The sequence below is a fragment of the Paenibacillus sp. FSL R7-0204 genome (genome assembly GCF_038002225.1).
Lineage (GTDB): Bacteria > Bacillota > Bacilli > Paenibacillales > Paenibacillaceae > Paenibacillus_AQ.
This window is the reverse complement of the sequence record NZ_JBBOCA010000001.1, coordinates 4,422,308-4,446,048: the sequence shown is the minus strand read 5'-3', so window position 1 is coordinate 4,446,048 and position 23,741 is coordinate 4,422,308. Positions and strand designations below refer to the sequence as shown.

Sequence of the window (23,741 nt, the reverse complement as noted above, 5' to 3'; positions counted from 1 at the left end):
ATACCTGTTATGCAGCCTGCCGGAGGCTCTCCGCGCAGGCTGTTTGCAGTTGGACCTGACAATCCGCCCGAAATAATGGTAAGATAGAGTAATGTACGACGAAAACTGAATATTGACGGAGTGATATTGTGGCAAAAAGTAAAGGCGGCGGCACAGGTAGAGGAACAGGCAGCAAGGGCTGGACCCGCTGGAATAAGACAGCAAAACCCGTGAAGCCGGCCCGAAGCGGCCCTCCCGGCAGCCCAGGTGCCAAAGGAGCCAAACCGGCTAAGAGCAGCAGCGGCAGCAACAAAACCGGAGGCGCTAAATAAGCGGACATCTGCCCATTGATAATTACCAAATATAAGGGTTATAGGTTGGAGGCAACATCTGATGGCTATGTGAATCAGGTGTTCTTTCATATGTAGGACCTGAAAGCGGGTACTTCATGAGAATTAACAAATATATCAGTGAGACCGGTGTCTATCCGCGCAGAGAGACGAATCGGCTGATTGCCGCCGGAAGGATCACGATTAACGGGCAGGTCTGTACGCCTGGAGCAAGCGTGGAGCCTGGAGATACGGTAGCTGTAGACGGAATTACTGTGACTCCAGACCGGGAGGAGCGGGTCTACCTGGCGCTGAACAAGCCGCTAGGCATTACCTGTACAGCCGCCCGGCATGTGGAAGGGAATATCGTAGATTATATCAACTATCCATCCCGGATTTTTGCCGTCGGCAGATTGGACAAGCACTCGGAAGGGCTGATTCTGCTGACCAATGACGGGTCGATTGTCAACCGGATGATGCGTTCCGAGCATAGTCATGAGAAGGAATACCGGGTGAGCGTGGATAAGCCGGTCACGGAAGACTTTTTGGCGGAGATGTCAGCGGGTGTAGATATTCTGGAGACCCGGACCAAGCCATGCCTCACCCGGCGGATCTCGGATCAGGAGTTCATGATTATTCTGACCCAAGGGCTGAATCTGCAGATCCGCCGGATGTGCAAGGCGCTGGGCTATCGTGTGCTCCGCCTGGAGCGGATACGGATTATGCATATTACGCTCAGCGGTCTTCCGCAAGGGCAGTGGAGACGGTTGACGGAGGAAGAGCTCGCGGAGCTTCATGCCAGATTGGAAGGATAGCCGCAACTCACATACCAGTATATGTTTCCGAAGCGGGCTCCCGGATGGATATACAGGAGGTCATGCTACCACGACACGACATTTAGGAGGATTACATGCGGATTATAACCTTATTGTTAGCCTTAGCAATCATAGCGGGTTGCTCAAGAACAGGGGATGGCGGATCAGCAGATCCATCAGCAGCGCCAACCGCTTCCCCGGCAGCGGATCTCTCAACAGCACCTGGAGGGCATCAGGAGGAAGATGCGGCTGCCGCGGCGCTAGCGGAAGTGTCCCCTGAGATAGCAGATGAGTATTCGGGGTTCGTACATATGGATGCGGTTCAGTTGAACGGGCAGATTTTTCAGGTATATTACTGGAATAAGGGGGAGTTCAGCTATACACAGTTCGCCATCGTCAAAGAGGGGAAGATGGTCTTTGACAGTAAAAAGGCCGGGCTTACCCTGGAAGGCGGCGATATTTGGAATGAAGAGGAGCAGCTCTGGGCCGAAGCGATTGTGCAGAACAACCGGAATACCTTCTTGTTCAGTCTGATGGACAACCGTCCGGCGTACGCGTCTATTGTGGTCGAAGAGATCGACGGAACGATGCAGGTGACGGTTAACGATCTGTTCAGCGTGAATTATGAGGATGTGGATCAGGACGGGAGCGAGGATCTGCTGGCCAGTCCTTATCCGGGTCAATCCCCCCTGGGTCCGGCGCTGATGGGGATCTACCAGCTGGAAGGGACGAATTATGTGCCGGATAAGCTGCTAACCAAGCAATATGCGGTCGATCAGCTTCAGCTCAGTGAGCAGGAGTATAAAAACAATCCGTCCGAGCAGTCGTTAGAGCAGCTGCTGAACGCCTACCTGATTCTCGGGCAGCGCAGTATCGCACTGACACGGTTCGAAGAGTTCCATGAGTGGGCCGGACAGCTTGCCGGCGACGGCGGTTACGTGGACGATTATCAACGGCTGTTGCAGAGCACGGAGACGGCTGAACAAATCAGCGGCTGGATGGACAAGCTGAAGCCGATGCGTACTACGCGATAAGCCGTACTGATCGCGGACAAGAAGAGAAGGGATTCCCAGGGCAGGTGATGCTGCTCCGGGAATCCCTTTTTCATTAAGGCTTCGCACCTATTGGTTTATGAATCTTCACGCTGAAACTGCTTGTTGTACAAATCCCGGTACACCCCATTCTCTGCCAGCAGGGAAGCGTGCTGCCCCGACTCTACAATCCTGCCGTCTTGAACAACCAGAATATTGTCGGCTGCCATGATGGTGGAGAGACGGTGGGCGATGACCATGCTGGTCTTGCCCCGCAGCAGTTCATGCATGGCTTGCTGGATGTAATATTCCGATACGGTGTCCAGTGACGAGGTGGCTTCGTCCATAATGATGATGGGCGGATTCTTGAGCAGCACGCGCGCGATGGACATCCGTTGCTTCTCACCGCCGGACAGCTTAATGCCCCGGTTGCCGACGACTGTGTTGTAGCCCTCAGGCAGCTTCAGAATGAAATCATGAATGTATGCAGCTTCGCAGGCGGCCGTCAGCTCGGCTTCCGTGGCTTCAGCGTTGGCATAGAGCAGGTTCTCGCGGATCGTCCCGTTGAACAGGTACGTGTCCTGGGTGACGAGGCCAATCTGCGAGCGGAGCGAATGCAGCGTGAACTCGCGGATGTTCTTGCCGCCGATACGGATCACGCCTGAATCCAGCTCATAGAGCCGGGGAATCAGGTTGGTAATGGTGGTTTTGCCTGCTCCGCTGGGTCCGACCAGGGCAGTCAGTGATCCGGCGGCTGCCGTGAAGGAGATCCCGCTCAGAGCGGGCTTGTCCGGGGCGTAGGCGAAATTCACCTGCTCGAAGACGATGTCTTGTCCCTCAACCCGGCTTGGAAGAGCCAGCTTAGCATCCACAATCAGCGGGTCCATATCGAAATAGTCAAAAATCCGTTCAAACAGCGCGACCGAACGGTTCACATCCACATAGAGATTGGTCATCTGCATAACCGGAATATACAATCTGCTCAGCAGTGCCACAAAGGTGATAATCGCTCCGATGCTCAGCTCTCCCTGAATGAATAAATAACCCCCGTACAGATAAATCAGCATCGGCCCGATACTGGTGAAGGTGGTAAGGACCAGCATAAACCAGCGGCCGGCCATCGATTCGCGGATTTGCAGCCGTGTCGCCTGGGCGTTTACGGTCTGGAAGCTAGCCAGCGCGGTATCCTCTCTGGTGAACAGCTTCATAAGCATGTACCCGCTGAGGCTGAGCGTCTCTTCAATGATCTGATTCTGCTCCGAGATCTTCTCCTGCGTCTCTTTGGCCAGTTTCCAGCGGACATTGCCCATTTTGCGGGTCGGCACGATGAATAAGGGAATGACCAGGATGCCTAGCAGCGCAAGCTTCCAGTTCATGATGAACAGGGTTACCGCCGTGGAGATCAGAATGAACAGATTGCTGGCACAATTGACGATGGTGCTGTTGAAGACGCCCTGAATTCCGGCAATGTCACTGGTCATCCGGGTGATGACCTCGCCTTGCTTGACGCCTGAGTAGAACTGCAGCGGCATGCTCTGCAGATGGCGGTACATCTGGTTTTTCATATCATGGACAATATTCTGGGAGATAAAAGAGTTCAAAAAATTCTGCAGCACGCCCAGCAGTCCTGACACAACCGTTGTAGCCAGCGAGGCGGCAACCAGCAGGAAGAGCAGCTGCAGATTCTTGTCCGGGAGCGCCCGGTCAATGATCTGCTGAATCAGGATGGGAGGGAGCAGCCCCAGCACTGCGGAGATGCACAGCACGGTCATCACCAGCAGCGTCTGCTTCCAGTACGGAGCGAAATATTTGACGATGCGTAATAGCAGCGCTTTGGATATATCCGGCTTCGCCTCCTCCTCATCGAACTTTAATTTGCCAGGCCCGAAGCCTCCTCCGGGTCCCATGGCTCTGAAGCCTCTCGACAATAGGATCACCAGCTTTGCTTGAATTTTTAGGATGCGATATATGTAAAAATAATCCGGCGCAGGGTCTGACATGGGCATTATACGCCTGGATTTTACGGATGTAAATGCTAAACTGGATAAGCTGGCATGAACCGGAGAAAGAGGTTGCAGCATTAGACTTAGGTTCGGGAGGAGAGGAACAGAATGATTATTGATGCTCAGGGATATGAAAATAAAGGGCTTCGCTACACGGTGAGATCCGCCGCGCCGCAGGATGCCCCGCAGTTGTCCGCGCTGAGGCTGAAGGTCGACGGGGAGACGGAGAATTTAGACCGGGTCCAGGGGGAAGGGTTCATCGACCCGGAGGGCTTCCGGTCGCTTATAGCGGCGGATACGGCCAGCGGCACGAACCTGTTCCTGGTTGCCGAGGTTCAGGACAGGCTGGCGGGCTTCGCCAGATGTCAAGGAAGTCCGCTCCGCAGGCTGGCCCATCAGGCCGAGTTCGGAGTCGGGGTGCTGCAGGAGTTCTGGGGATACGGAATCGGCAGGAGCCTGCTAGAGCAGTCTATCATCTGGGCGGATACCATCAGCCTGGATAAGCTGAGCTTGAAGGTTCTGGAGAGGAATGACAAGGCGATCCGGCTCTATGAGAGCCTTGGCTTCGAGGTTGAGGGTGTCCTGCGCAGAGACAAGCGGCTGGCAGACGGACAATTCTATTCTACTATTGTTATGGGCAGATTACGCGGGGACAGAGCAGAAGATTACTGATCTCTGATCTCGGCAGACAAAGGCTAAATGTATGTGAAAAACCGATCATAATCGGACAGGGCGCGCCGCGTAGGCCGAATGTAATCGGAAAACCAATCATAATTGGACTGGACGCGCCACGTAGGCCGAATGTAATCGAAAAACCGATCATAATTGGATTGGGCGCGCCACGTAGGCCAAATGTAATCGGAAAACCGATCATAATTGGACTGGATGCGCCGCGTAGGCGAAATCTAATCGGAAAACCGATCATAATGTGCGTGCGCCCTGGTTAACGCCATATGTCGCCACAAAGCAGACGGATGGAAAAGTGAGGTACTCCTATGCGTGGCATGAGGCACCCGCATTGTTCCACCCGCAGCGTGCTTGGATTGAAATTAAGAAGCAGTGACGAGCTGAGAGAATCTCCGCGTAGTCTCGCGTATATCCTCAGCTCCGGCAATGGCCGAGATGATGGAGAGACCATCCGCACCCGCCCGGATTACCGGCTGGGCATTCTCCAGGGAGATGCCGCCGATTCCCACCACAGGAATGCTCAGGCCGCTTCGTCTTAGCTCTTCAATGACAGTAGTTCCCCGGACGGCCTCCGCATCATCCTTGGACCTAGTAGGATAGACAGGACCGACTCCGAGATAATCGGCGCCGTCCGCGATAGCCTGCCGGGCTTCCGTCAGATTATGTGCGGAGACTCCGATGATCTTATGCTCGCCGAGCTGCTCCCGGATCAGCCGGGCAGGCAGGTCATCCTGGCCGACATGAATGCCATCGGCGTCTAATGCTGCGGCAAGCTCCAGATCATCGTTCACGATGAACGGGATGTTATAGGCCCGGCATATCTGCCGGAGCTGTTGCCCGAGACGGAGCAGTGCGGCGCCTTTGAGTGCAGCAGGACCCTTTTCCCGGAACTGGAACAGAGTGATGCCCCCAGCGGCAGCAGCGGTTAAAGTGTCCTCCGGTGATTGGCGGCAGTTCACACTGCCCATAATGAAGTACAGCTTCAGCAGTCTGCGCATATCCTCGCTGTCAATCCGTGTCATAGCGTGATCCCCCTTGATCTCATCCGGTTCCCGTAAGCAAAATGATTCGTCGGCCCCTGCCCGGCCCCGATGTTCAGGCTATCCTCAATCGCTGCTTGAATGAATGCCTTGGCGATATGGACGGCTTCAGGCATGGAATGGCCCAGCGCAAGACCTGCCGTCACTGCAGCTGAGAAGGTGCAGCCGGTCCCGTGGGTATGCTTCGTCGCAATCCGTGGGCTGGACATGTACTGGAATTCCCGTCCATCATAGAGCAGATCCACGGCCTCATCTCCTGACAGGTCATGTCCGCCCTTTAAGATAATGTACTTGGGTCCCATCTGATGAAGCAGTCTTGCCGCCTGTTCCCGGTCTTCCCGGCCCTGAATCTTCATTCCTGTCAGCATCTCTGCTTCTGGAAGATTGGGGGTGATGGCAAGCGAGAGAGGAAGCAGGCTTGTAATCAGCGCCTGTACGGCCTCCTGGAGCAGCAGCTGTGAGCCGCCTTTGGCGACCATGACCGGATCGATCACCAGCTTGTGCTGCCAGCCGTACTGCTGCACTTTACCGGCAACTACGCGGATAATGTCACTGCTGAACAGCATTCCTGTCTTAATGGCATCCGGCGGCAGATCACTGCCGATCGAATCCAGCTGGGCTGCAACGGTCTCCGGCTCCATCGGAAAGACTCCCTGGACACCTAGTGTATTTTGGGCGGTGAGTGCAGTAAGTGCAGACATGCCGTACACTCCCAGCTCCTGAAACGTCTTCAAATCCGCCTGAATGCCGGCCCCGCCGCCGCTGTCCGAACCGGCAATGGTCAACGCTTTGCGTATGCTAGTCATCTTGTTCTCTCCTTTGGCTGTACGGTTTAGGCTTCGGCGAGCAGCTGCAGCCGTGAGCGGCTGCTGTATTGCTCCGGGGTCACCAGAGACAATTGATTCAGGAACAAGGTCTGGAAGCTGCCGGGACCTTGGGCTTCAGCCGCTTCAGCGGCAAGCTCTGCTGCCACGCCATAGAAGGAAAGAGCCTCGGCAGCCGCCTCAAGTACCTCCCCGCCGCTTACGGCAAGAAATGCACCCACCACAGCACTGAGCAGGCAGCCGGTTCCGGTTACCCGGGTCAGGATGGAGTGGCCGTTGCTGGCGATATAAGTGCGGTTGCCGTCTGTGATGATGTCTTCCTTGCCGGTGATAATCACGACACAGTGCAGCTTCTGAGCCGCCTTATTGGCTAGAGCGACTACATCGCCTTCGCCTGCTCCGGCATCCACGCCTTTGCTGGCCCAACTCTCACCGGCCACATTGGCAACCTCGGCCACATTGCCGCGCAGTGCAGTAAGCTGAAGCTCACTGAGCAGCTTAGCTGTAACGACCGTGCGGTAGGCGGTAGCTCCAGCTCCAACGGGATCAAGCACGAGCGGCACCTGGTGGCGGTTCGCAGCCTTCCCTGCTTCGATCATGGAAGCGATGGCGGCTTCATTAAGTGTGCCAATGTTCAGCACAACCGCCCCGGACATGGCAGCGACATCCGCTACTTCTTCAATGGCATCGGCCATGAATGGCGAGGCTCCCAGAGCCAGCAGCCCGTTAGCTGTGAAGTTAGCGACTACGATATTCGTAATATTATGCACCAGCGGGTTCGCCTGGCGTACTTTGGACAGATAAGACATATGAATTCCTCCTGAAAGATGTATTAGTGATAAGGGTTTAAAAAGACGACCTTAATATTAGCTCGAAGCATTGTCGTCGCTGCGGTGAACATTTGGACTTTCGGCCGCTGTTGTCCCCAGATTTCTTGATTTTTACCACTAATCGTGGTAGAAATCCGGGGACAAAGGCGGTCGCTATCGCTCCTTCAGTTCCAAATTTCCCCTCCGCTTCTTTTTGCTTTTTGTTAAATCTTTAGTACGTCTTGCAGAACCCTTTTAAAAATTAATAAAAGCATTCTTAATATCCACTTCCGCAGCCAGCAAGCCGTTCTCGCTCAGCCACTGGTTCACCTTCTCCCATGATGGGCTCTCCTGATAGCCGAAGGGCTGGGAGCCGGCATCCATCAGCGGCAGAAGGATCTCAAGACTGCGCTGTTCAATGGCTTCATCCAGCGGCGCGGTGTCCTCTTGATGGGCAAGCAGCAGCTTCAGCGCTTCATCCGGGTGATCGGCTACATACTGCTGGCCTTTTCTGATCGCATCCACGAATTTCTGATAAAAGCCCTGTGAATCCTGAAGTCCCTGCTCACTGGCGACCAGCACCAGCTCATAATAATCCGGGACCCCGTAATCCACGGGATTGAAGGAACGGACCGGATGACCTTGCTGCTCCAGAATCAGCTGCTCATGGTTGATGAACCCGCCCATAATTCCATCCACCCGTCCGGTGGAGAGAGCAGGAATCAGCTCATAGCCGACATCCACCAGCTTGAGGGAGGAAGGGTCCCCGCCGTCGCTTTTCACCATCGTGTTCAGCATGGCTTCATACAACGGGACGGAGGAATATCCGGCTTGCTTGCCGGACAGCTCTCCGGGGCGGGTAATGCCGCTGTCTGCGGCAACCATGAGATGATTCAGCGGGTGGCGCACCAGCGCAGCGATCGATTTGACCGGAATCTGCTCGCCCCGTGCCATCAGCACCTGCGGCTGATAACTCAGTGCCAGATCCACCTTCCCCGCAGCAACAAGCTTCAGCGCATCATTGGTATCGGCCGGCATCTGAATCTCAACCTCCAGACCTTCCTCAGCGAAATAGCCTTCAGCCTCTGCCGCATACAAAAAAGAGTGAACAGCATTGGGATACCAGTCGAGCATAATCGTCAGCTTATGGGCGTTGTCTTCAGCTCCAGTCCCCGCCGAGGAGCCGGAGGCCGCCGGATTGTTCGTATTGGCGCAGCCTGCCAGGACAGGCAGCATACAGAGCAGCAGAGCGGACAGCAGCATGGCTGGCCTTGAAATTGTATGGCGCAGATAACGGGAATAGCGGGTAGTAGTCATGAATAACGTCCTCTTTTCTTCAGAATAATCTTCTCCAGCGCGGCGACTGCCAGAAACAGCAGGATACCGAGCAGGGATAATAAGACAACAGCGGCGAACATCTTGGCGCTCTGCAGATTCCCGGCCATTCTGCGGCTGAAATAGCCCAGTCCCTGGCTGCCCCCAAGCCATTCCCCGATGGTTGCACCAATCACACAGTACACAGCCGACAGCTTCAGTCCGGAGAAAAAAGAAGGCAAGGCCAGCGGGACGCCCACCTTCCCGAGAATCTGCCAGCGGTTCGCGCCGTACGTCAGCAAGAGCTCCCGGTAGGCGTTCGTGTTCTTGGACAAGCCATCATAGGTGCCGATGACCACCGGGAAGAAAGCGGTCAGGAAGACAACGGCGACCTTGCTCCACAAGGTGTAGCCGAACCACATGATGAACAGGGGCGAGAGCGCGATCAGCGGAACCGTCTGGCTGATAATCAGCAGCGGGTACAGCGCCTTGGCCAGCGGACGGAACAGGTGCATGGCGATTCCCAGCAGGCTGCCGCAGATCACCGACAATGCAAAGCCTGTGAGTACCTCAAGCAGGGTAGCAGGCAGATGCACCCCGAATAATAAGCGGCGTTCCTCCAGCATGGCCCTGCAGATGGCGGACGGAGCCGGAAGGATGAAGGGAGGGACCAGGCCCAGCCGGGCTACTGTCTCCCATACCGCAAGCGTCAGCAGGGCGAGCAGGGCAGCCGGCCCGTAATGCTGGAGCAATCTTCTAGGAGCGGCGGTTCTCATATAGCTTCAGCTCCAATTCCTGACGCAGGGCGGCGAACTGCGGTTCATAGTTCAGACTGTGATGACGAGGACGGGGAAGACCGGCTGAGAATTCTTGCATTCCGCTGCCCTCTCTGCCAGTCATTAGATAGATTCTGTCACTGAGCAGGAGCGCCTCCTCCAGGTCATGGGTGATGAACAGCACCGTCTTGTCCAGCTCCGCCCATAACTCCAGCAGCCAGCGCTGCAGCGAACGCTTGGTAATGGCATCAAGCGCCCCGAACGGCTCATCGAGCAGCAGAAGGTTGTTTCCCGCCGCCACGGTGCGGAGGACCGCCACGCGCTGGCGCATCCCGCCGGACAGCTCCTGGGGATAAGCCCCTTCGGTTCCCTCAAGGCCGAAGCGTTGCAGCAGGGTACGGATCTCGGCAACGGCGGCCGCTTTGGGACGGCTGTGCTTGAGCTCCCAGGGCAGCAGACAATTGTCCAATACGGTCCGCCAAGGCAGGAGGAGATCCTGCTGCGGCATGTAGGCCACACTGCCCAGCCTTTTCGCTGCTGTAATGGACTCGGCTCCATTCAGCATAATTCTGCCGCTGCCCGGCTCCAGCAGACCGGCGATGATTTTGAACAAAGTGCTTTTGCCGGATCCGCTTCCGCCTACGACAGAAATGAATTCGCCGCGCTGCACATTCATGGATAGCCCTGAGAAGACGGGGGTCCGGGACGAACCGGTCCCGAAAGCATAGGATAGATTGCTAATGTTGATCATAAGACTATGTACGAAGCCTCCTCGTGTTGAAATAGATACTTCGCGGAGCACAAAAAAGCCCCATTCATTCCCGGAGGCAATGAATGGGGCGGAAGGTACAGTCAGCTGCTGGTGTGATGAGAACCACTGATACATTCTGCTCCACTTCCCTCCGCTGGTATGATCCAGATCAGGTTCAAAGGGTCCGGAGCTTAAGCTCCGTCTCAGTCGGCCGACTCCCCTAGTGAATAATGTTGCTATTGAATTCGTAATTGCTACTTAATATACCACAAATTCTCCTCTTGTAAAGGGCAGGCGGTCAGCGCTTTGCCAGACCGGTCACGAACAAAGTGATGATGCCCCTGGAGATGTCCAGCTTGGAGGAGTGGTGCCGCTTCTGCTCATACAGGTACAGATCGGGACTGAGGACAGAGATTAAGGCGGTGGCCGCAAAGGCCGGATCAATGTCAATAATCTCGCCCCCTGCCGCAGCGCGCTCTAGCAGTTCTGTCATCATCACCCCCAGCCGCTGGAAAAAAGGATGCTCAAACTGGGTCAGCTGCTTCTTGCCGGTGAACTCGGCTTTGATCATATTCAGCAGCTCGGCATATTGCTCAATGAAATCGGCAATCTGCTCAATGCTGCTCTGCAGCTGAGCGAGAGCCGGGAGTTCTCCGGCACTGGCAGCGACCTGCTGCTCCAGCCCGGACAGGAATTGATCTGCGCTGCCCTTCAGTAGTGCAGAACAGATCTCACCCTTGTCCGTGAAACGGCGGTACAGGGAGCCTTGCCCTATGCCTGCACGCTTGGCAATGCTGTACATGCTGACCGCCTCAAGTCCGCTCTCAGTGAACAACTGGCGGGCAGCTTCAAGAATCCGCTGTACATAAGGATCGGCGGACACTGGCGGAGCGGATTCTATGGCTTGCGGAGCTGAGCGCGGGAGCTGTGCAGCATCGGTGTCTGGCTTGTTCATGAGGACCCCTTTCAGAAATAAATCAGTGATTTACAGAAAAATAAATAAAAGAATTGACACAACGGACAATTGTCCGTAGACTATGAATTGCACTTACGGACAGTTGTCCGTTCACTCATTATATAGAACAATCTGCCCGCAGGTCAATCTAGAACGCGGACAGCTTTAGGAGGAGAAGAGACATGGATCAGACCTTGAAGCAGGAAGCCGATTTCCGGCTGTCCAGCATTCTGGTTCCGCTGCTGGCTATTATTGCAGGAGTATTTATGGTTGTGCTGGACAGTACGGCGATGAACGTAGCCTTGTCCAGGCTGGTGGTGGATTTCAAGACGGACCTGCATACGCTGCAGTGGGTAGTTACCGGATATATGCTGGCCCAAGCTTCCGTTATTCCGCTGTCAGGCTGGCTGTCTGACCGGTTCGGAGCCAAGACGGTCTTCCTGACAGCGGTAATTGTGTTCACGATAGGCTCGATTCTGTGCGCTACACCAAGCAGCGCCGAGTGGCTGATTGTTTTCCGGGTTATTCAGGGACTGGGCGGCGGCTGTGTGCTCCCTGTAGGAATGGCCTACGTATACAGACTGGCTCCCAAAAGTAAGGTCGGCGTTGTCATGGGGATTATGGGCATTCCCGTTCTGTTCGCACCGGCTATTGGTCCGGTATTGTCGGGCTGGCTGGTTGAATACCATTCCTGGCGCTGGATCTTCCTCATTAATATTCCGATTGGCATCATTGCTGTACTGATTGGACTGCGCAAGCTGCCGAGTGCGGCGAAGAACAGCGTGCCCGGCATGGATAAGCTAGGTATGGTTCTTGGCCCGCTGGCTTTTGCATCGCTCACTTACGGGGTTAGCCAGGGCGCTCAGAGCTGGACCTCTGATAAGACGCTGATTGGGCTGCTGCTGGGCGCTGTGGCGCTGATTGCTTTTGTCATCGCCGAGCTGCGCTCCAAGACACCGCTGCTGGAGCTGCGGATTCTGAAATCCGTAGATTTCACGACAGGAATCATCGTGCAGTGGATTGCCCAGTTCGGCTTATACGGCGCGTTATTCCTGCTCCCGCAATTTCTGCAGCAGGCCCGCGGCTTCGGCGCATTTGATACCGGTCTGACGCTGCTGCCGCAAGCGATCGCTTCCGGGCTGATGATGCCGATTGCCGGGATACTGTTCGACCGGATCGGTGTGCGCTGGCTCGTGGTCTGCGGTCTCAGTCTGGTCTCCGGCGCATTATTTCAATATTCTCATGTGGATCTTACCACGCAGAGCCGTGATTTGATCCTTCCGCTGATCATGTGCGGGGCGGGCATGGGGATGATGATGATGCCCATGAACACGCATCTGCTCAACAAGGCGCCCAGCCATCTGGTGAACCGGGTAACCTCGCTGACGAACTCGATGCAGCAGGTAATTACTTCGCTGGCCGTCTCGACGCTGGTTACGATTCTGACCGCAAGAACAACGGCGCGCGGCATAGAGATGCAGGAAGCGGCGGCGGCTGCCGGTAAAAGCACCGCAGGCGCTTCACAGCAAGCTTTGCTGCTGGCTAAGCAAACCGTATTATCCCAGGGCTTCGCGGACACATTCCACATTATGATGTTTGTCGCGCTTGGCGGTGCGGTTCTTGGACTGCTTCTGCGCCGCGGCCGCCATTCCGGAACTGAACGTTCTAAGGAGAAGGCAGCACCGGAAATCATGCATGTATAGTAATACCCATATAGAAGCAGAGCTTATGTAGTCCATAGAGCAGCGATTCTCCATTTCCCGGAGGGTCGCTTTTTGTGTTGCAGGAGCAGAAATTGGGGCAAGCTAAGCTGGTGTCTGCAGAGAAGATATGAGAGGGGATTCATCAAATGAAAAAACTGAGTTTAACTATTATGCTGCTCCTGACCATGGTCACGGCTGCAGCTTGCGGAACCAATGATAACAAGACAGCAGCGGGCGGCAATACTGCGGCTGAACCCACGGCAGCGGCTTCAGAGGGTGCAGCTTCAGGGGAGCAGAACAGTCTGGAGGCTGTCAAAGCCAGCGGCAAGCTGCGCATCGGAACCGAAGGGACCTACGCACCGTTCACCTTCCATGATGCGGACGGCAAGCTGACGGGCTTCGATGTCGAAATCGCCGAAGAAGTCACCAAGCGCCTGGGTGTGAAGCCGGAGTTCATTGAGACGCAGTGGGACGGGATTTTTGCAGGGATGGATGCGAAGCGCTTCGATGTGATCTTCAATGAAGTCTCGATCACCGATGAGCGCAAAGTGAAATATGATTTCTCCGATCCGTATATTGTCTCCAAGGCTGTGCTGATCGTGCCGGAGGATAATCAGGATATTAAGACATTCGCTGATCTCAAGGGTAAAAAAGCCGGTCAGTCGCTCACCAGTAACCTCGGCAAAATCGCCACAGACAACGGTGCCGAGATCGTATCCACCGAGGGCTTCAATCAGGCGATTGATCTGCTGACCTCCGGCCGGATCGATGCTACCGTTAATGACGGCTTGTCCTTCCTCGACCTGAAGAAGCAGAAGCCGGATATCAAGATCAAGAAGGTGGATGAGATTGCCGAAGGCTCGTATAGTGCCGCAGTTTTCCTGAAAGGGAATGACGAGCTGGTGCAGGCTGTGAACGAAGCGCTGACCGCTATGAAGAGCGACGGGACCTACCTTAAGATCTCCGAGAAGTACTTCGGAGCTGACGTATCGAAATGATGGATGAGCGCCAAATACAAATATTTCTCGATTCACTGCTGCCCCTGTTCAAAGCGGGGGTGGCTTTTACCCTTCCGCTAGCGTTGGTATCCTTTATTCTGGGGCTGCTGCTGGCGGTGATTACTGCACTTGCCCGGCTGTCCTCCTGGAGGCTTCCGAGGCTGATCGCCCGTTTCTACGTCTGGGTGATCCGGGGAACGCCGCTGCTGGTACAGCTGTTCATTATTTTCTATGGACTGCCTGCCGCCGGGATTGTGCTCGATCCGTTCATCGCCGCTGTCATCGGGTTCACGCTCAGTGTCGGGGCGTATTCGTCGGAGATTGTCCGGGCTGCCATTCTGTCTATTCATAAAGGCCAGTGGGAAGCCGCGTTCTCCGTGGGGATGAGCCGGAGGCAGGCGCTGCGGCGGGTAATATTGCCTCAAGCTGCCCGTGTGTCGGTTCCGCCGTTATCGAATTCTTTTATTAGTCTGGTTAAGGATACTTCGCTTGCGGCCAGTATTACTTATGTCGAGATTTTTAGAAAAGCCCAGCAGATTGTAGCGACATCTTATGAACCCCTGCTGCTGTATTGCGAAGCGGCGCTGTTCTATCTGCTGTTTTGTTCCGTATTGTCGGCGTTGCAGAATTACTTGGAGAAGCGGCTGGACCGGTATTCGGCCAGTTAAGGTGAAGGAGGCTCACGCATGATTGAGATACGCGATTTACATAAGTCCTTCGGGCCGCTTGCGGTGTTAAAAGGTGTGGATCTCACCGTTGAACACGGCCAGGTCATGGTCATTATCGGACCTTCCGGCTCCGGCAAAACCACGCTGCTGCGCTGCTTCAACCTGCTGGAGACCCCCGACAAGGGCAGTCTTACACTGAACACAATTAAGCTGGATTTCACCCCGGGCGCCAAAATTCCACAGCGTACCGTACTGTCCCTGCGCCAGCAGACAGGAATGGTGTTCCAGTCTTATAATCTGTTCCCGCATATGACGGCGATCGGCAATGTGATGGAGGGACAGGTCACGGTGCAAAAGCGTTCCAAGGAAGAAGCACGCAGCAAGGCGCTGGCCCTGCTGGACAAGGTGGGTCTGGCAGACAAGGCAAATGCATATCCGCATCAGCTGTCCGGCGGCCAGCAGCAGCGTGTAGCGATAGCCCGCGCTATGGCGGCCTCGCCAGAGGTACTGCTGTTCGATGAGCCGACCTCGGCACTTGACCCTGAGCTGGTCGGCGAGGTGCTGAAGGTCATCAAGCAGCTGGCCCGGGAAGGCATGACCATGGTCATCGTCACCCATGAGATGAAATTCGCGGCCGATGTGGCAGACCGGATCATCCTGATGGCAGGCGGACTCATTCTGGAGCAAGGAACGCCCCGGGAGGTACTGGAGCAGACGAAGAACCCGCGCGCCTTGCAATTCCTGAACCGGCTCAGCGGGGAAGAGTGATAGGGGTAACGCTTATAATAGCTAATGTGCAAGGGCAGGCCAAGGGCAATCCGGTCTGTCTTTTTTGAAATTTATATGTTGCACACGATGTATGCGAAAAACCGAATACACTCCAATCCAGTCTATTACGGTGAGGTGAAAGATCAACAAGAGGAGGATATTTACATGAACTTTAGAGGGGAAGTCGTGATTGCTACCTCTGACAGTTTAGCGTGACTTCATGGTACCAATGCAATTAAACTTGTGGAATTATTTGATGAATTTTACAATGGTATTAAGCATAGCACAACAGACACATATGGGGGGGATTACATGGGTATCCTTATTTTCATTGCGTGCGTAGCTCTTTTAGGCGTAGCCAGCATCGATGGGAGGTTGAAGAAACATTTAAAGAATGATGAACGCATCATTGAAAGACTTGATATTTTGATTAATATTCAAAAGGATAAGGACAAGATGGAGTAAATTTAGATTAAACACGCAGGTTCTATATACAAAGTCAATATTCTAGAAATACCTCAGATCTCATGGATGAATTTTACAAATCGAACTATAAAGTGGGCTGAATAAGCAAATGAGGGGCATGAGTGTCCTTCATTACTGGGGCGAGGGAGGCTGTCTTACAAAAGCCGTATAAGTTTCACGCCTTTCACCTTTTAGAATACTATTGTTCTGTAGCCATTAGTTTAGCAGAGTAGAAGATGTGATCCTGCGTATGAATCTGGATCAGTGTGCTGCCCAGTTTGTGATTGTCACGGTAAGCGGTAACTTCCAGAATGCCGTCCGTGGCTGCGGGTTGGGAAGAGCCGTCTGCTACGGGACTCCAGTAGATTGTGTCACCTGATTGAACTGCGGCAGCTTGCCGCTGTGGGAGTAGCTTGGAATCGGCCGGATTCCATAGGAGCAGTTCTCCTTCGGAGGCTTGCAGCTCAATCCTGTCGGCACCTTCAGCAACAAGGGTTAAGGGAAAGCCCGGCACACTGCTCATGAACATAGAATACTTGCCCAGCGGAAATTCGACATCGGGTTGTGCCACTACCGGGGCGCCGTCAGCTGCATAAGCTGTCACCATGAACCCGCTGTAAACGGGAGAAGGGTTAGCTGGATCGCCGCTGTTTACAAGGAGTGGTCCCCAGATGGCGATTAAGAGTATAATCACACAGGAGAATACAGTGGTCATAATTTTTCTGCGAAATGTCCAAGCTGAGGTCTTTGGCGTTCCGGAATTATTCGTGACTCTGCGGATTATAGTTTGTTTGAGTGCCTCGTCTGCTTTGATTTCGTTCATCCCCTGCACATATTTATGCTTCATCATCATCCCACTCCTCCATTATCTTCGTCTTCAGAAGGGCTTTGGCCCGTTTAAGCTGTGTGCGGACCGTATTCTCATTGATGCTCAGGAGCTGCGCAATTTCTGCTGTTTTGTAGCCCTCATAATAATAGAGGTGTATGACGATCCGATATTTCCGGGGAAGCATAAGTACATAGGTGACGATTTCCAGATCTTCTGCCGGTTCATTAGGAAGAGGGACTTCTTCATAGGGGGAGAACCATTTCCGCCACGGGCTGCGGATTACGTCCCTGCACGTATTAATTGTTACTCTTATAAACCATGCCTTCTCATGCTCCGGGTTGTTAAAGATACGTTGGTGCTTGAAATACTTGATGTATACCTCTTGGCACACATCCTGAGCATCCGCCAAATTACCGAGATGAGCCAGTGCCAAGCGAAGTATCATATCGGCATACTGGTTGACAGTAGTTGTTAAGTTGTCAGGATCATTCAAAAGGTTGTCGTTGTTCCCCATTATTCGCCTCCATTCACTCCTAACACGTATGGTAAGGGGAGAATGTTTCACTTCACAATAAGCCTACGTATTTCATGTTAAAAAAAACAAGGCTGCCCCTAGCCGTAACGGCTTCCGGGACAGCCTTTTATCTATCATACGCGTATAAAGCGGTATGAACGAATCCAACTTCCTTTACTTCTGTGTGCCGCCATCGCTGACGGTCTTCAAGTAGTCCAGCGTGTTATACAGCATTACTGCTGCTTCAGCGCGGGTAATGTTGCTCTTCGGATTGAACTTGCCGCTGGCATCGAGGGCAGTGATCTTGTATTTCAGCGCCCGCTGAATGCTGCCCTGATAGGAAGGGTCCAGCGCGTCTGCATCTGTAAGTTCAACTGGGACAAGATTGATCATCGGCAGGTTACCGGCTTTTTCCACGGCTTGAACCAGCATACTGGTATACAGCTCTTTGGTAATCGGCTTGGCCGGATCGATATTGGCCGGGATATTCACGCCATTATAATGGGCATTGATGAAGGCTTCGGCGTACCAGGCATTGTCTTTTACTTTGGAGAACAGCGCACTTGCCTGTGGTGCCTTATTGAAATCAATTGCCGCCAGACTAAGCTGGAGACCGCCGGAGATAAACTGTATCCCTTGCGCTGTAGTTACTGTGGATGCCGGCAGAAATTGGGTGTCGGAGATTCCTTTGATCAGGCCCTGCTCCTTCAGAGAGTTGATCTTATCTTTACCTGTCACCTGGCTGATATCCTTGAAGCTGCTGCCTGCTGCGAAAATTTGTCCGCCAAGAGAGAAGGAAAGGAGGGTTACTGCTGTAATAGCTGCGATCGTGTTTTTTTTCATACTCATCTGAATTCCACCTCTATTATAGGGTTGGGCCGTTTGGCCTGTATCAACTCCTCTAACGTAATGAGATCAGAAAAGGTTGCAAGCGTATCAACCCCGATCTGCGGGACCGGCCAGCTACATCATTTCCTGAAACAGAAGGTTGCGGTAAGGATACTTGCTGAACCTGGTTTTGAACAGCAGTGCTATTCCGCTTTCTTCAATCGTTACGGATTTCAGTGACGTTGTTCTAACCAGACTGCGGACCATTGCCCTTACCGCCCGGTTGTCCTTACGTCTGATGGCGGCAGCCATGGCTTCCGCGAAGCTCCGGTTAACCGCAAGCTCACGGTACAGCGGGATGATGGAACGCGCTATGCAGCGGTGGGCGTCTGTATTGAAGGTGAACTGAACAGTCCCCGGCGGAATTGTCGTTCCATTGGTATAGAAGGCAATCGGCAGCGGAAAAGGGAAAGAGATAAAATATCCGATCCCGTTGGTTCCGTAATTCTCCGCGTCCGCAAGTGCGGGTATACTGTGGAGCAAGCTGCCCATCAGGTCCAGGTCGGCAGTGACAATCGCGGTTGTCCATTGCCTGGCATAACTGCGGTTTCCGGCAATTTTCCGGTAGAATGGGAGCATGGCCGCAGCTACGCTGCGCAGTACACGAGCTGTTACAAGCCGCTGCGTCTGCTTAGGTTGTACTTTCGCCATCCGGATCATCCTCACTTTTTGACAGATTTGTTTCATTATAAGCACCTGCAGGTTTCACTTGATCTTGATATAGAGTATGGGGATAGCGCGCACTTCGGAATGGGCGGACCCGGTTTCGGCAGAAATATTATCTATGCGTGGAGCGGCAGAGGGGGCTATTGCGGGCAAGTGATGTTATACTGGTGTCAGGACTTTTCTTTGACGGGCAAGTTTGTTATGCTTATATCGTAACGATTACTAATTATTCTGCGGGAATTGTTCTACTTCCGGAAAGGTGGGAACCCGGGTGAACCGAGTGGCAAATATCAGCCAGCAGTTTGCGGCTCATAATTATAAGCTTACACCACAGCGTGAGGCGATAGTGAGGGTGCTGCTGGATAATGAGAAGGATCATCTAAGCGTGGAAGAGGTATATATGCTGGTCAAGCGCAGTTACCCGCATTTGGGGCTGGCGACGGTCTACCGTACCTTGGAGCTGCTGTGTGAACTTCATATTGTGCAAAAAATGAATTTCGGCGACGGCGTCGCCCGTTATGATCTGCGCGACGACGATCATGTGCATATGCATCATCACCTGATCTGCAATGTATGCGGTAAGCTGGAAGAGATCAAGGATGATTGGCTGGTGGAGCTGGAGGCGCGGGTAGCCCGTGAATATGGCTTCAGTGTGACTGATCACCGTCTCGATTTCAAAGGCACCTATAATAGCTGTCAAAAAAACGGCTGCAAGGGTGACAAGGACTGCCGCGCCGTCTCATAAGCACATCTGCAACGCACAGAAGGCGCAGGGCTGAAGTTCAGCCTGCGCCTTCTTGCAAATATAAGAAGTTACGTAATCTGCGAAATGCCGCTGCTACGAGCGGTTCGGTACGAAGGATTTGATCCAGGTTCCGAAGCTGCCGGGATTGCGGGTCTGAACCAGGATCACCCCTTCGCCGCGGAACCGGCAGACCAGGGCCTCGCCGCTGGTTAAGCTGTTCAGCCAGCCGGAGGCTGCTTTTTCCACCTTGTAATCCATATAGTCCGGCCAAGCTACAAGGTGTCCGTTATCGATGATCATCTCTTCGCCCGGTCCGAGGTTAATGGCATGAATCGCTCCGAAGGAGGAGAGGAAGACGGTGCCCCTGCCGCTGATTTCGAGAATGAAGAAGCCTTCGCCGGAGAACAGGCCGCGGGTCAGATTCTGCATCTTGGTATTGACCTGAATGCCTTGGGTTCCCGCCAGGAAGCCGTCCTTCTGTACGATCAGCTTGTACGACCCGTCCAGCTCAATGGCCTGTACATCCCCGATGGAACCGGGTGAGAGCAGCACCTCACTCTGTCCGCGCGTGGCAGTCAGCTCCTGGAAGAAGAATTTCTCCCCGCTCAGCATACGGCCCAGGCCGCGCATAATTCCGCCGTCCACGGTGCCCCGCAGCTCCACATTCGGTGACATCGCGACCATCGCCCCCATCTCCGCCTTGACGCTCTCGCCCGGCTCCAGCTGGACCTTCAGCATAGCAAAGGCGCCGTCATACAGCACATCATATTTCATATAGTACTCCTCCTCATTCTTGCGGTTATTGGTTGTGCCCACAGGTATGTATCTTGCTCTTCAAGCATACTTTACCAGATAGTCCAACTGCAAGCTGCGCAAGGATCAGAATAATGTGATAGAATGGAAAAGACAGTGCAGCCGCATTGAACATACGAATGACAAGGAGTGTCGCCGCTTATGGCACGGACAAGAACGCAGAAGGCGCTGCTTAAGGCAGAGCGCTCAGGCACATGGTGTGCAGAAAGAAACCGCAGACTCAATCAGGATTACGGGGCTATCTCCCAGCATGTTAGAGTTACACCCGGCAAACACCAGCAATTGAATAAGGTCAAACACAAGGAGCGGATCTTCCACGATGGCGCTCCTTTTGCATGCCTGGGCATAATTGCAGAATGCTTAAACCTGTGCCCTGCTATGAATACGGTACTCCTTGGGCGACATGCCGAACCGGCTGCGGAAAATCCGGTGGAAATAGGTATAGTTGGCAAATCCGCAGGTCTCGGAGACATGCTCCAGCGGCATGGGACTGAACGTAATTTTTTCCCGGGCCATATCCAGCCGTACATCATTTACATATTTGACAATCGTGGTGCCGAACGCTTCCTTGAACAGATGAACTGCCCGGGAGACCGAGATATCCACATGTGCGGCTACATCCTCCAGCCGGAAGGCGTAAGAGGCATGCTCTTCAACGTACTGCTTCATCCGGTAAGCCAGATAAGCCTTCGGTGAGATCGCGGGCTGATCAATCATCAGCCGGTCAATCTCCATACATAGAATCTGCAGATAACAAGCAGAAATGTCCGGTGAGGAGTCCGACAAGCGGCGCTGCTCCAGCACAAGCTGGCGGAAGAGGCCGAGAATATGATCGCTCATCGGCAGGCGCAGAACCGCCGGACGCTGCTTGCGTCCCCACCATTCTTCAATCCATGGCCCGCTGCAAAAGATATGATAGTCGCCGCTCTCGATCCTCGGCTTGCCGACGGGATAGACTTCCTTGTCGATACTCAAATAGTACGGGTCATCCGGAGCGAACAGCATGAGATCACCGCTCTCAACGGTCGTGATGACTCCGTTCTCCCTGGTGCGGCTGCGCCCTTCAGTCTGGAGCCGCAGCAGATAATACTGTACACCTTCGCTGCGTGACATATGAAACGGTTTGCGGTGGAAGGAGAATCCGGCGGATAGAATGTGGCAAGCGGCAGATGAAGTCATGTGTCCCTCCTAGTCTGATAAATGATAAGCAGATTGTTCATGTTTTAATCATATTATTCATTTTATTATATACGCTTTCATATTACCATGTAGCTAAGCAAAAAACATACAAATGATGTGGAGAAGGCCGTATTGCGGCGCTAATCGCTATATTTACAAACTCTGGAAGCAGTGGATGAAACCAAGAGAACGTAGCGTTCTCCAATGTTTACAGCCCGTTTGTTCAGGTGATGCGCTTCAGGGAAGGTAACCGGGAGTGCGGCGGCAGCAAGCACAGGATGACTCCGGATCACATAAGGAGTGGGAATAACAATGCTTAAGGTTGGATTACAGCTGTACACACTAAGAGAAGAACTGGAACAGGATTTCGAGGGAACTATACGTAAAGTAGCCGAGCTGGGCTACAGCGGTGTGGAGTTCTTCCACTATTTCGGGCGTACGGCCGGGCAGGTGAAGGCGCTGCTTGAAGAGACAGGGCTTGTTGCTGTCGGAGCGCACCGCCCGTACGATGCGATGCTGAATGATACGGAGCAGGAGATTCGCTTCAATCTGGAGATCGGCAACCGCAATCTGATTGTGCCTTATCTGACAGAAGAACAACGGAACTGGCCGGAGGTAGCGGCAGGTCTGCGGACCATCGGCGAGAAATGCCAGGCTGCCGGTGCTGTTCTGTCTTATCATAATCATGACTTTGAATTCACAGAGAAGGTTGACGGCCAGCCAGCCTTTGATTATTTGTTCGAAGCGGTGCCTGCTGAGCAGCTTCAAGTAGAGATGGATACATGCTGGGTGTATTACGGCGGATATGATCCGGCAGAATATATCCGTAAGTACGCAGGACGCCTGCCGATCATCCACCTCAAGGACCTGAAGAAGAAAGAGGACGGCTCACCGGAGACTGTAGTACTCGGCGAAGGTGAAGTGGATTTGGCTGCTATCATTGAAGCAGCTGCTGCGGCTGGTGTGGAATGGGCAGTGGTGGAGCAGGACTTCTGCAGCCGCTCGCCGCTTGGTAGTGTGGCCGACAGCCTGAACTGGATCAAAACATATGAGAATCAAGGAGGAAGTATTCATGTCTAACAAACTCAAAATTGCTATTATCGGTTGCGGTGGTATCGCAAACGGAAAACATATGCCAAGCCTTGCCCGTCAGGAGGATGCCGAAATGGTGGCATTCTGTGATATCGTGGAAGAACGTGCCCAGGAGGCTTCCAAGACCTACGGCTGTGAAGGCGCTGCCGTATTTACCGATTTCCGCGAGTTGCTGGCAACGGGCGGATTCGATATCGTGCATGTCTGCACGCCGAATGACAGCCACTCCGAGATTACGGTTGCTGCACTTGAAGCCGGCAATCATGTGTTGTGTGAGAAGCCGATGGCCAAGACCACTGCACAAGCTAAGGAAATGCTGGATGCCGCTAAGCGTACAGGCAAGAAATTGTCCATCGCCTATCAGAACCGTTTCCGCGCAGACAGCGAATATCTGAAGGGGCTGTGTGAAGAAGGGGAGCTTGGCGATATCTATTACGGTAAGGCTATTGCGCTTCGCCGACGTGCGGTTCCAACCTGGGGCGTGTTCTTAGATGAAGAGAAGCAGGGCGGAGGACCGCTGATCGATATCGGTACCCATGCGCTGGATCTGACACTCTGGCTGATGAATAACTACAAGCCGCGTATGGTGGTAGGCTCTACCTTCCATAAGCTGGGCCAGAAGAAGAATGCCGCGAATGCCTTCGGTCCGTGGGACCCTGAGCAATTCAAGGTTGAAGATTCCGCCTTCGGCTTCATTACAATGGAGAACGGTGCTACAATTGTACTTGAATCCAGCTGGGCGCTGAACGTATCTGAATTCGGTGAAGCGAAGACCATGCTTGCCGGAACGGAAGGCGGAGCAGATATGAAGGACGGGCTGCGTCTGAACGGCGAACGTGCCGGCCGCCTGTATGAGACCAAGGTGGACCTGTCCTCCGGTGGTGTCGCCTTCTACAGCGGAGCTGCGGAGAATGAAGCAGACCGTGAAGCCCGTTTGTGGCTGGAAGCCGTAAGAGAAGACAAGGAACCGGTGGTTCTGCCGGAGCAGGCTTTCGTAGTTACCCAGATTCTTGAAGCAGTGTATGAATCAGCACGTACCGGACGCGCCGTATATTTCGACGGAAGTTCTGACAACTAAGAGCATCTTTCGGCTCACGCGA

General features: G+C 53.7%; 26 protein-coding genes and 1 riboswitch. Of the genes, 12 read left to right on the top strand and 14 right to left on the bottom strand.

Annotated elements, in window-relative coordinates; all coding sequences use genetic code 11:
- Positions 1-125 precede the first annotated feature (125 nt).
- The 3 genes from MKX42_RS19645 (at position 126) to MKX42_RS19635 (ending at position 2,157) form a co-directional block, all read left to right on the top strand.
- Positions 126-311 (top strand): DUF3934 family protein, encoded by a 186-nt coding sequence (locus MKX42_RS19645; protein ID WP_036729188.1) that lies wholly within the window; start codon positions 126-128, stop codon positions 309-311.
- A gap of 116 nt (positions 312-427) precedes the next feature.
- Positions 428-1,123, top strand: a complete 696-nt coding sequence (locus MKX42_RS19640) for a pseudouridine synthase (protein WP_340753977.1) — start codon at positions 428-430, stop codon at positions 1,121-1,123.
- A gap of 95 nt (positions 1,124-1,218) precedes the next feature.
- Positions 1,219-2,157: a hypothetical protein gene (locus MKX42_RS19635; RefSeq protein WP_340753976.1), complete on the top strand. Its 939-nt coding sequence runs from the start codon at positions 1,219-1,221 to the stop codon at positions 2,155-2,157.
- A 95-nt stretch (positions 2,158-2,252) separates the two neighbouring features.
- Here MKX42_RS19635 and MKX42_RS19630 read toward each other — a convergent pair whose 3' ends face one another.
- Complete coding sequence (locus tag MKX42_RS19630) at positions 2,253-4,061, bottom strand: ABC transporter ATP-binding protein (RefSeq protein WP_340753975.1); 1,809 nt, start codon at positions 4,059-4,061, stop codon at positions 2,253-2,255.
- Between the two features lie 204 nt (positions 4,062-4,265).
- Here MKX42_RS19630 and MKX42_RS19625 point away from each other — a divergent pair, with 204 nt between their 5' ends.
- Positions 4,266-4,829, top strand: coding sequence for a GNAT family N-acetyltransferase (locus tag MKX42_RS19625; RefSeq protein ID WP_340753974.1), 564 nt, complete (start codon positions 4,266-4,268; stop codon positions 4,827-4,829).
- A 377-nt stretch (positions 4,830-5,206) separates the two neighbouring features.
- On the opposite strand, the gene thiE is transcribed toward MKX42_RS19625, so the two are convergent.
- The 7 genes from thiE to MKX42_RS19590 form a co-directional block, all read right to left on the bottom strand.
- Positions 5,207-5,866: a thiamine phosphate synthase gene (gene thiE, locus MKX42_RS19620; protein WP_340753973.1), complete on the bottom strand. Its 660-nt coding sequence runs from the start codon at positions 5,864-5,866 to the stop codon at positions 5,207-5,209.
- Positions 5,863-6,690: a bifunctional hydroxymethylpyrimidine kinase/phosphomethylpyrimidine kinase gene (gene thiD, locus MKX42_RS19615; protein ID WP_340753972.1), complete on the bottom strand. Its 828-nt coding sequence runs from the start codon at positions 6,688-6,690 to the stop codon at positions 5,863-5,865. Before thiD ends, thiE begins: the two co-directional genes overlap by 4 nt.
- A gap of 26 nt (positions 6,691-6,716) precedes the next feature.
- Positions 6,717-7,523, bottom strand: coding sequence for a hydroxyethylthiazole kinase (gene thiM, locus MKX42_RS19610; protein WP_340757742.1), 807 nt, complete (start codon positions 7,521-7,523; stop codon positions 6,717-6,719).
- Between the two features lie 249 nt (positions 7,524-7,772).
- On the bottom strand, positions 7,773-8,834 hold the full coding sequence (locus MKX42_RS19605; protein ID WP_340753971.1) for an ABC transporter substrate-binding protein: 1,062 nt from the start codon (positions 8,832-8,834) through the stop codon (positions 7,773-7,775).
- Entirely contained in the window at positions 8,831-9,607 is a 777-nt protein-coding gene (locus MKX42_RS19600) for an ABC transporter permease (RefSeq protein ID WP_340753970.1), read from the bottom strand. Before MKX42_RS19600 ends, MKX42_RS19605 begins: the two co-directional genes overlap by 4 nt.
- Positions 9,588-10,493, bottom strand: a complete 906-nt coding sequence (locus MKX42_RS19595; RefSeq protein ID WP_340753969.1) for an ABC transporter ATP-binding protein — start codon at positions 10,491-10,493, stop codon at positions 9,588-9,590. Before MKX42_RS19595 ends, MKX42_RS19600 begins: the two co-directional genes overlap by 20 nt.
- Positions 10,488-10,590: riboswitch (TPP riboswitch) on the bottom strand. Its footprint overlaps the gene before it by 6 nt.
- A 66-nt stretch (positions 10,591-10,656) precedes the next feature.
- Positions 10,657-11,313, bottom strand: coding sequence for a TetR/AcrR family transcriptional regulator (locus tag MKX42_RS19590; protein ID WP_340753968.1), 657 nt, complete (start codon positions 11,311-11,313; stop codon positions 10,657-10,659).
- Between the two features lie 182 nt (positions 11,314-11,495).
- On the opposite strand from MKX42_RS19590, the gene MKX42_RS19585 reads away from it, so the two are divergent.
- The 5 genes from MKX42_RS19585 to MKX42_RS19565 all read left to right on the top strand — a co-directional run bounded on the left by MKX42_RS19585 (position 11,496) and on the right by MKX42_RS19565 (position 15,915).
- A complete protein-coding gene (locus MKX42_RS19585) occupies positions 11,496-13,016 on the top strand; it encodes a DHA2 family efflux MFS transporter permease subunit (RefSeq protein WP_340753967.1) in 1,521 nt (506 codons plus the stop codon).
- A 146-nt stretch (positions 13,017-13,162) separates the two neighbouring features.
- Positions 13,163-14,014, top strand: a complete 852-nt coding sequence (locus MKX42_RS19580; protein ID WP_340753966.1) for an amino acid ABC transporter substrate-binding protein — start codon at positions 13,163-13,165, stop codon at positions 14,012-14,014.
- Positions 14,014-14,682 carry an amino acid ABC transporter permease gene (locus tag MKX42_RS19575; protein WP_340757741.1) on the top strand — a complete coding sequence of 223 codons (669 nt, stop codon included), beginning with the start codon at positions 14,014-14,016 and terminating at the stop codon, positions 14,680-14,682. The genes MKX42_RS19580 and MKX42_RS19575 overlap by 1 nt, the downstream gene beginning before the upstream one ends.
- Positions 14,683-14,700: 18 nt before the next feature.
- Positions 14,701-15,450 carry an amino acid ABC transporter ATP-binding protein gene (locus MKX42_RS19570; protein WP_340753965.1) on the top strand — a complete coding sequence of 250 codons (750 nt, stop codon included), beginning with the start codon at positions 14,701-14,703 and terminating at the stop codon, positions 15,448-15,450.
- Positions 15,451-15,762: 312 nt separating this feature from the next.
- Positions 15,763-15,915: a hypothetical protein gene (locus tag MKX42_RS19565; protein ID WP_340753964.1), complete on the top strand. Its 153-nt coding sequence runs from the start codon at positions 15,763-15,765 to the stop codon at positions 15,913-15,915.
- 199 nt (positions 15,916-16,114) lie between these two features.
- On the opposite strand, the gene MKX42_RS19560 is transcribed toward MKX42_RS19565, so the two are convergent.
- From MKX42_RS19560 to MKX42_RS19545, 4 genes are all read right to left on the bottom strand, one after another.
- Positions 16,115-16,768, bottom strand: coding sequence for a hypothetical protein (locus MKX42_RS19560; RefSeq protein ID WP_340753963.1), 654 nt, complete (start codon positions 16,766-16,768; stop codon positions 16,115-16,117).
- The gene (locus tag MKX42_RS19555; RefSeq protein WP_340753962.1) at positions 16,752-17,258 is read right to left on the bottom strand and encodes an RNA polymerase sigma factor; all 507 of its coding nucleotides are present in this window, start codon (positions 17,256-17,258) and stop codon (positions 16,752-16,754) included. Before MKX42_RS19555 ends, MKX42_RS19560 begins: the two co-directional genes overlap by 17 nt.
- 174 nt (positions 17,259-17,432) lie before the next feature.
- Positions 17,433-18,107, bottom strand: a complete 675-nt coding sequence (locus MKX42_RS19550) for an S-layer homology domain-containing protein (RefSeq protein WP_340753961.1) — start codon at positions 18,105-18,107, stop codon at positions 17,433-17,435.
- A gap of 114 nt (positions 18,108-18,221) precedes the next feature.
- Entirely contained in the window at positions 18,222-18,797 is a 576-nt protein-coding gene (locus MKX42_RS19545) for a hypothetical protein (protein ID WP_340753960.1), read from the bottom strand.
- 286 nt (positions 18,798-19,083) lie between these two features.
- Between MKX42_RS19545 and fur the strand changes: the two genes are divergently transcribed.
- On the top strand, positions 19,084-19,557 hold the full coding sequence (gene fur / locus MKX42_RS19540) for a ferric iron uptake transcriptional regulator (protein WP_036729146.1): 474 nt from the start codon (positions 19,084-19,086) through the stop codon (positions 19,555-19,557).
- Positions 19,558-19,650: 93 nt separating this feature from the next.
- Here the strand turns inward: fur and MKX42_RS19535 are convergent, their stop codons facing one another.
- Entirely contained in the window at positions 19,651-20,331 is a 681-nt protein-coding gene (locus MKX42_RS19535) for a TIGR00266 family protein (RefSeq protein ID WP_340753959.1), read from the bottom strand.
- Between the two features lie 399 nt (positions 20,332-20,730).
- Positions 20,731-21,549, bottom strand: a complete 819-nt coding sequence (locus MKX42_RS19530; RefSeq protein WP_340753958.1) for a helix-turn-helix domain-containing protein — start codon at positions 21,547-21,549, stop codon at positions 20,731-20,733.
- 312 nt (positions 21,550-21,861) lie between these two features.
- On the opposite strand from MKX42_RS19530, the gene MKX42_RS19525 reads away from it, so the two are divergent.
- Together MKX42_RS19525 and MKX42_RS19520 are read left to right on the top strand one after the other, a co-directional pair.
- On the top strand, positions 21,862-22,629 hold the full coding sequence (locus tag MKX42_RS19525; protein WP_340753957.1) for a sugar phosphate isomerase/epimerase family protein: 768 nt from the start codon (positions 21,862-21,864) through the stop codon (positions 22,627-22,629).
- Entirely contained in the window at positions 22,622-23,719 is a 1,098-nt protein-coding gene (locus tag MKX42_RS19520; protein ID WP_340753956.1) for a Gfo/Idh/MocA family protein, read from the top strand. Before MKX42_RS19525 ends, MKX42_RS19520 begins: the two co-directional genes overlap by 8 nt.
- Positions 23,720-23,741 lie beyond the last annotated feature (22 nt).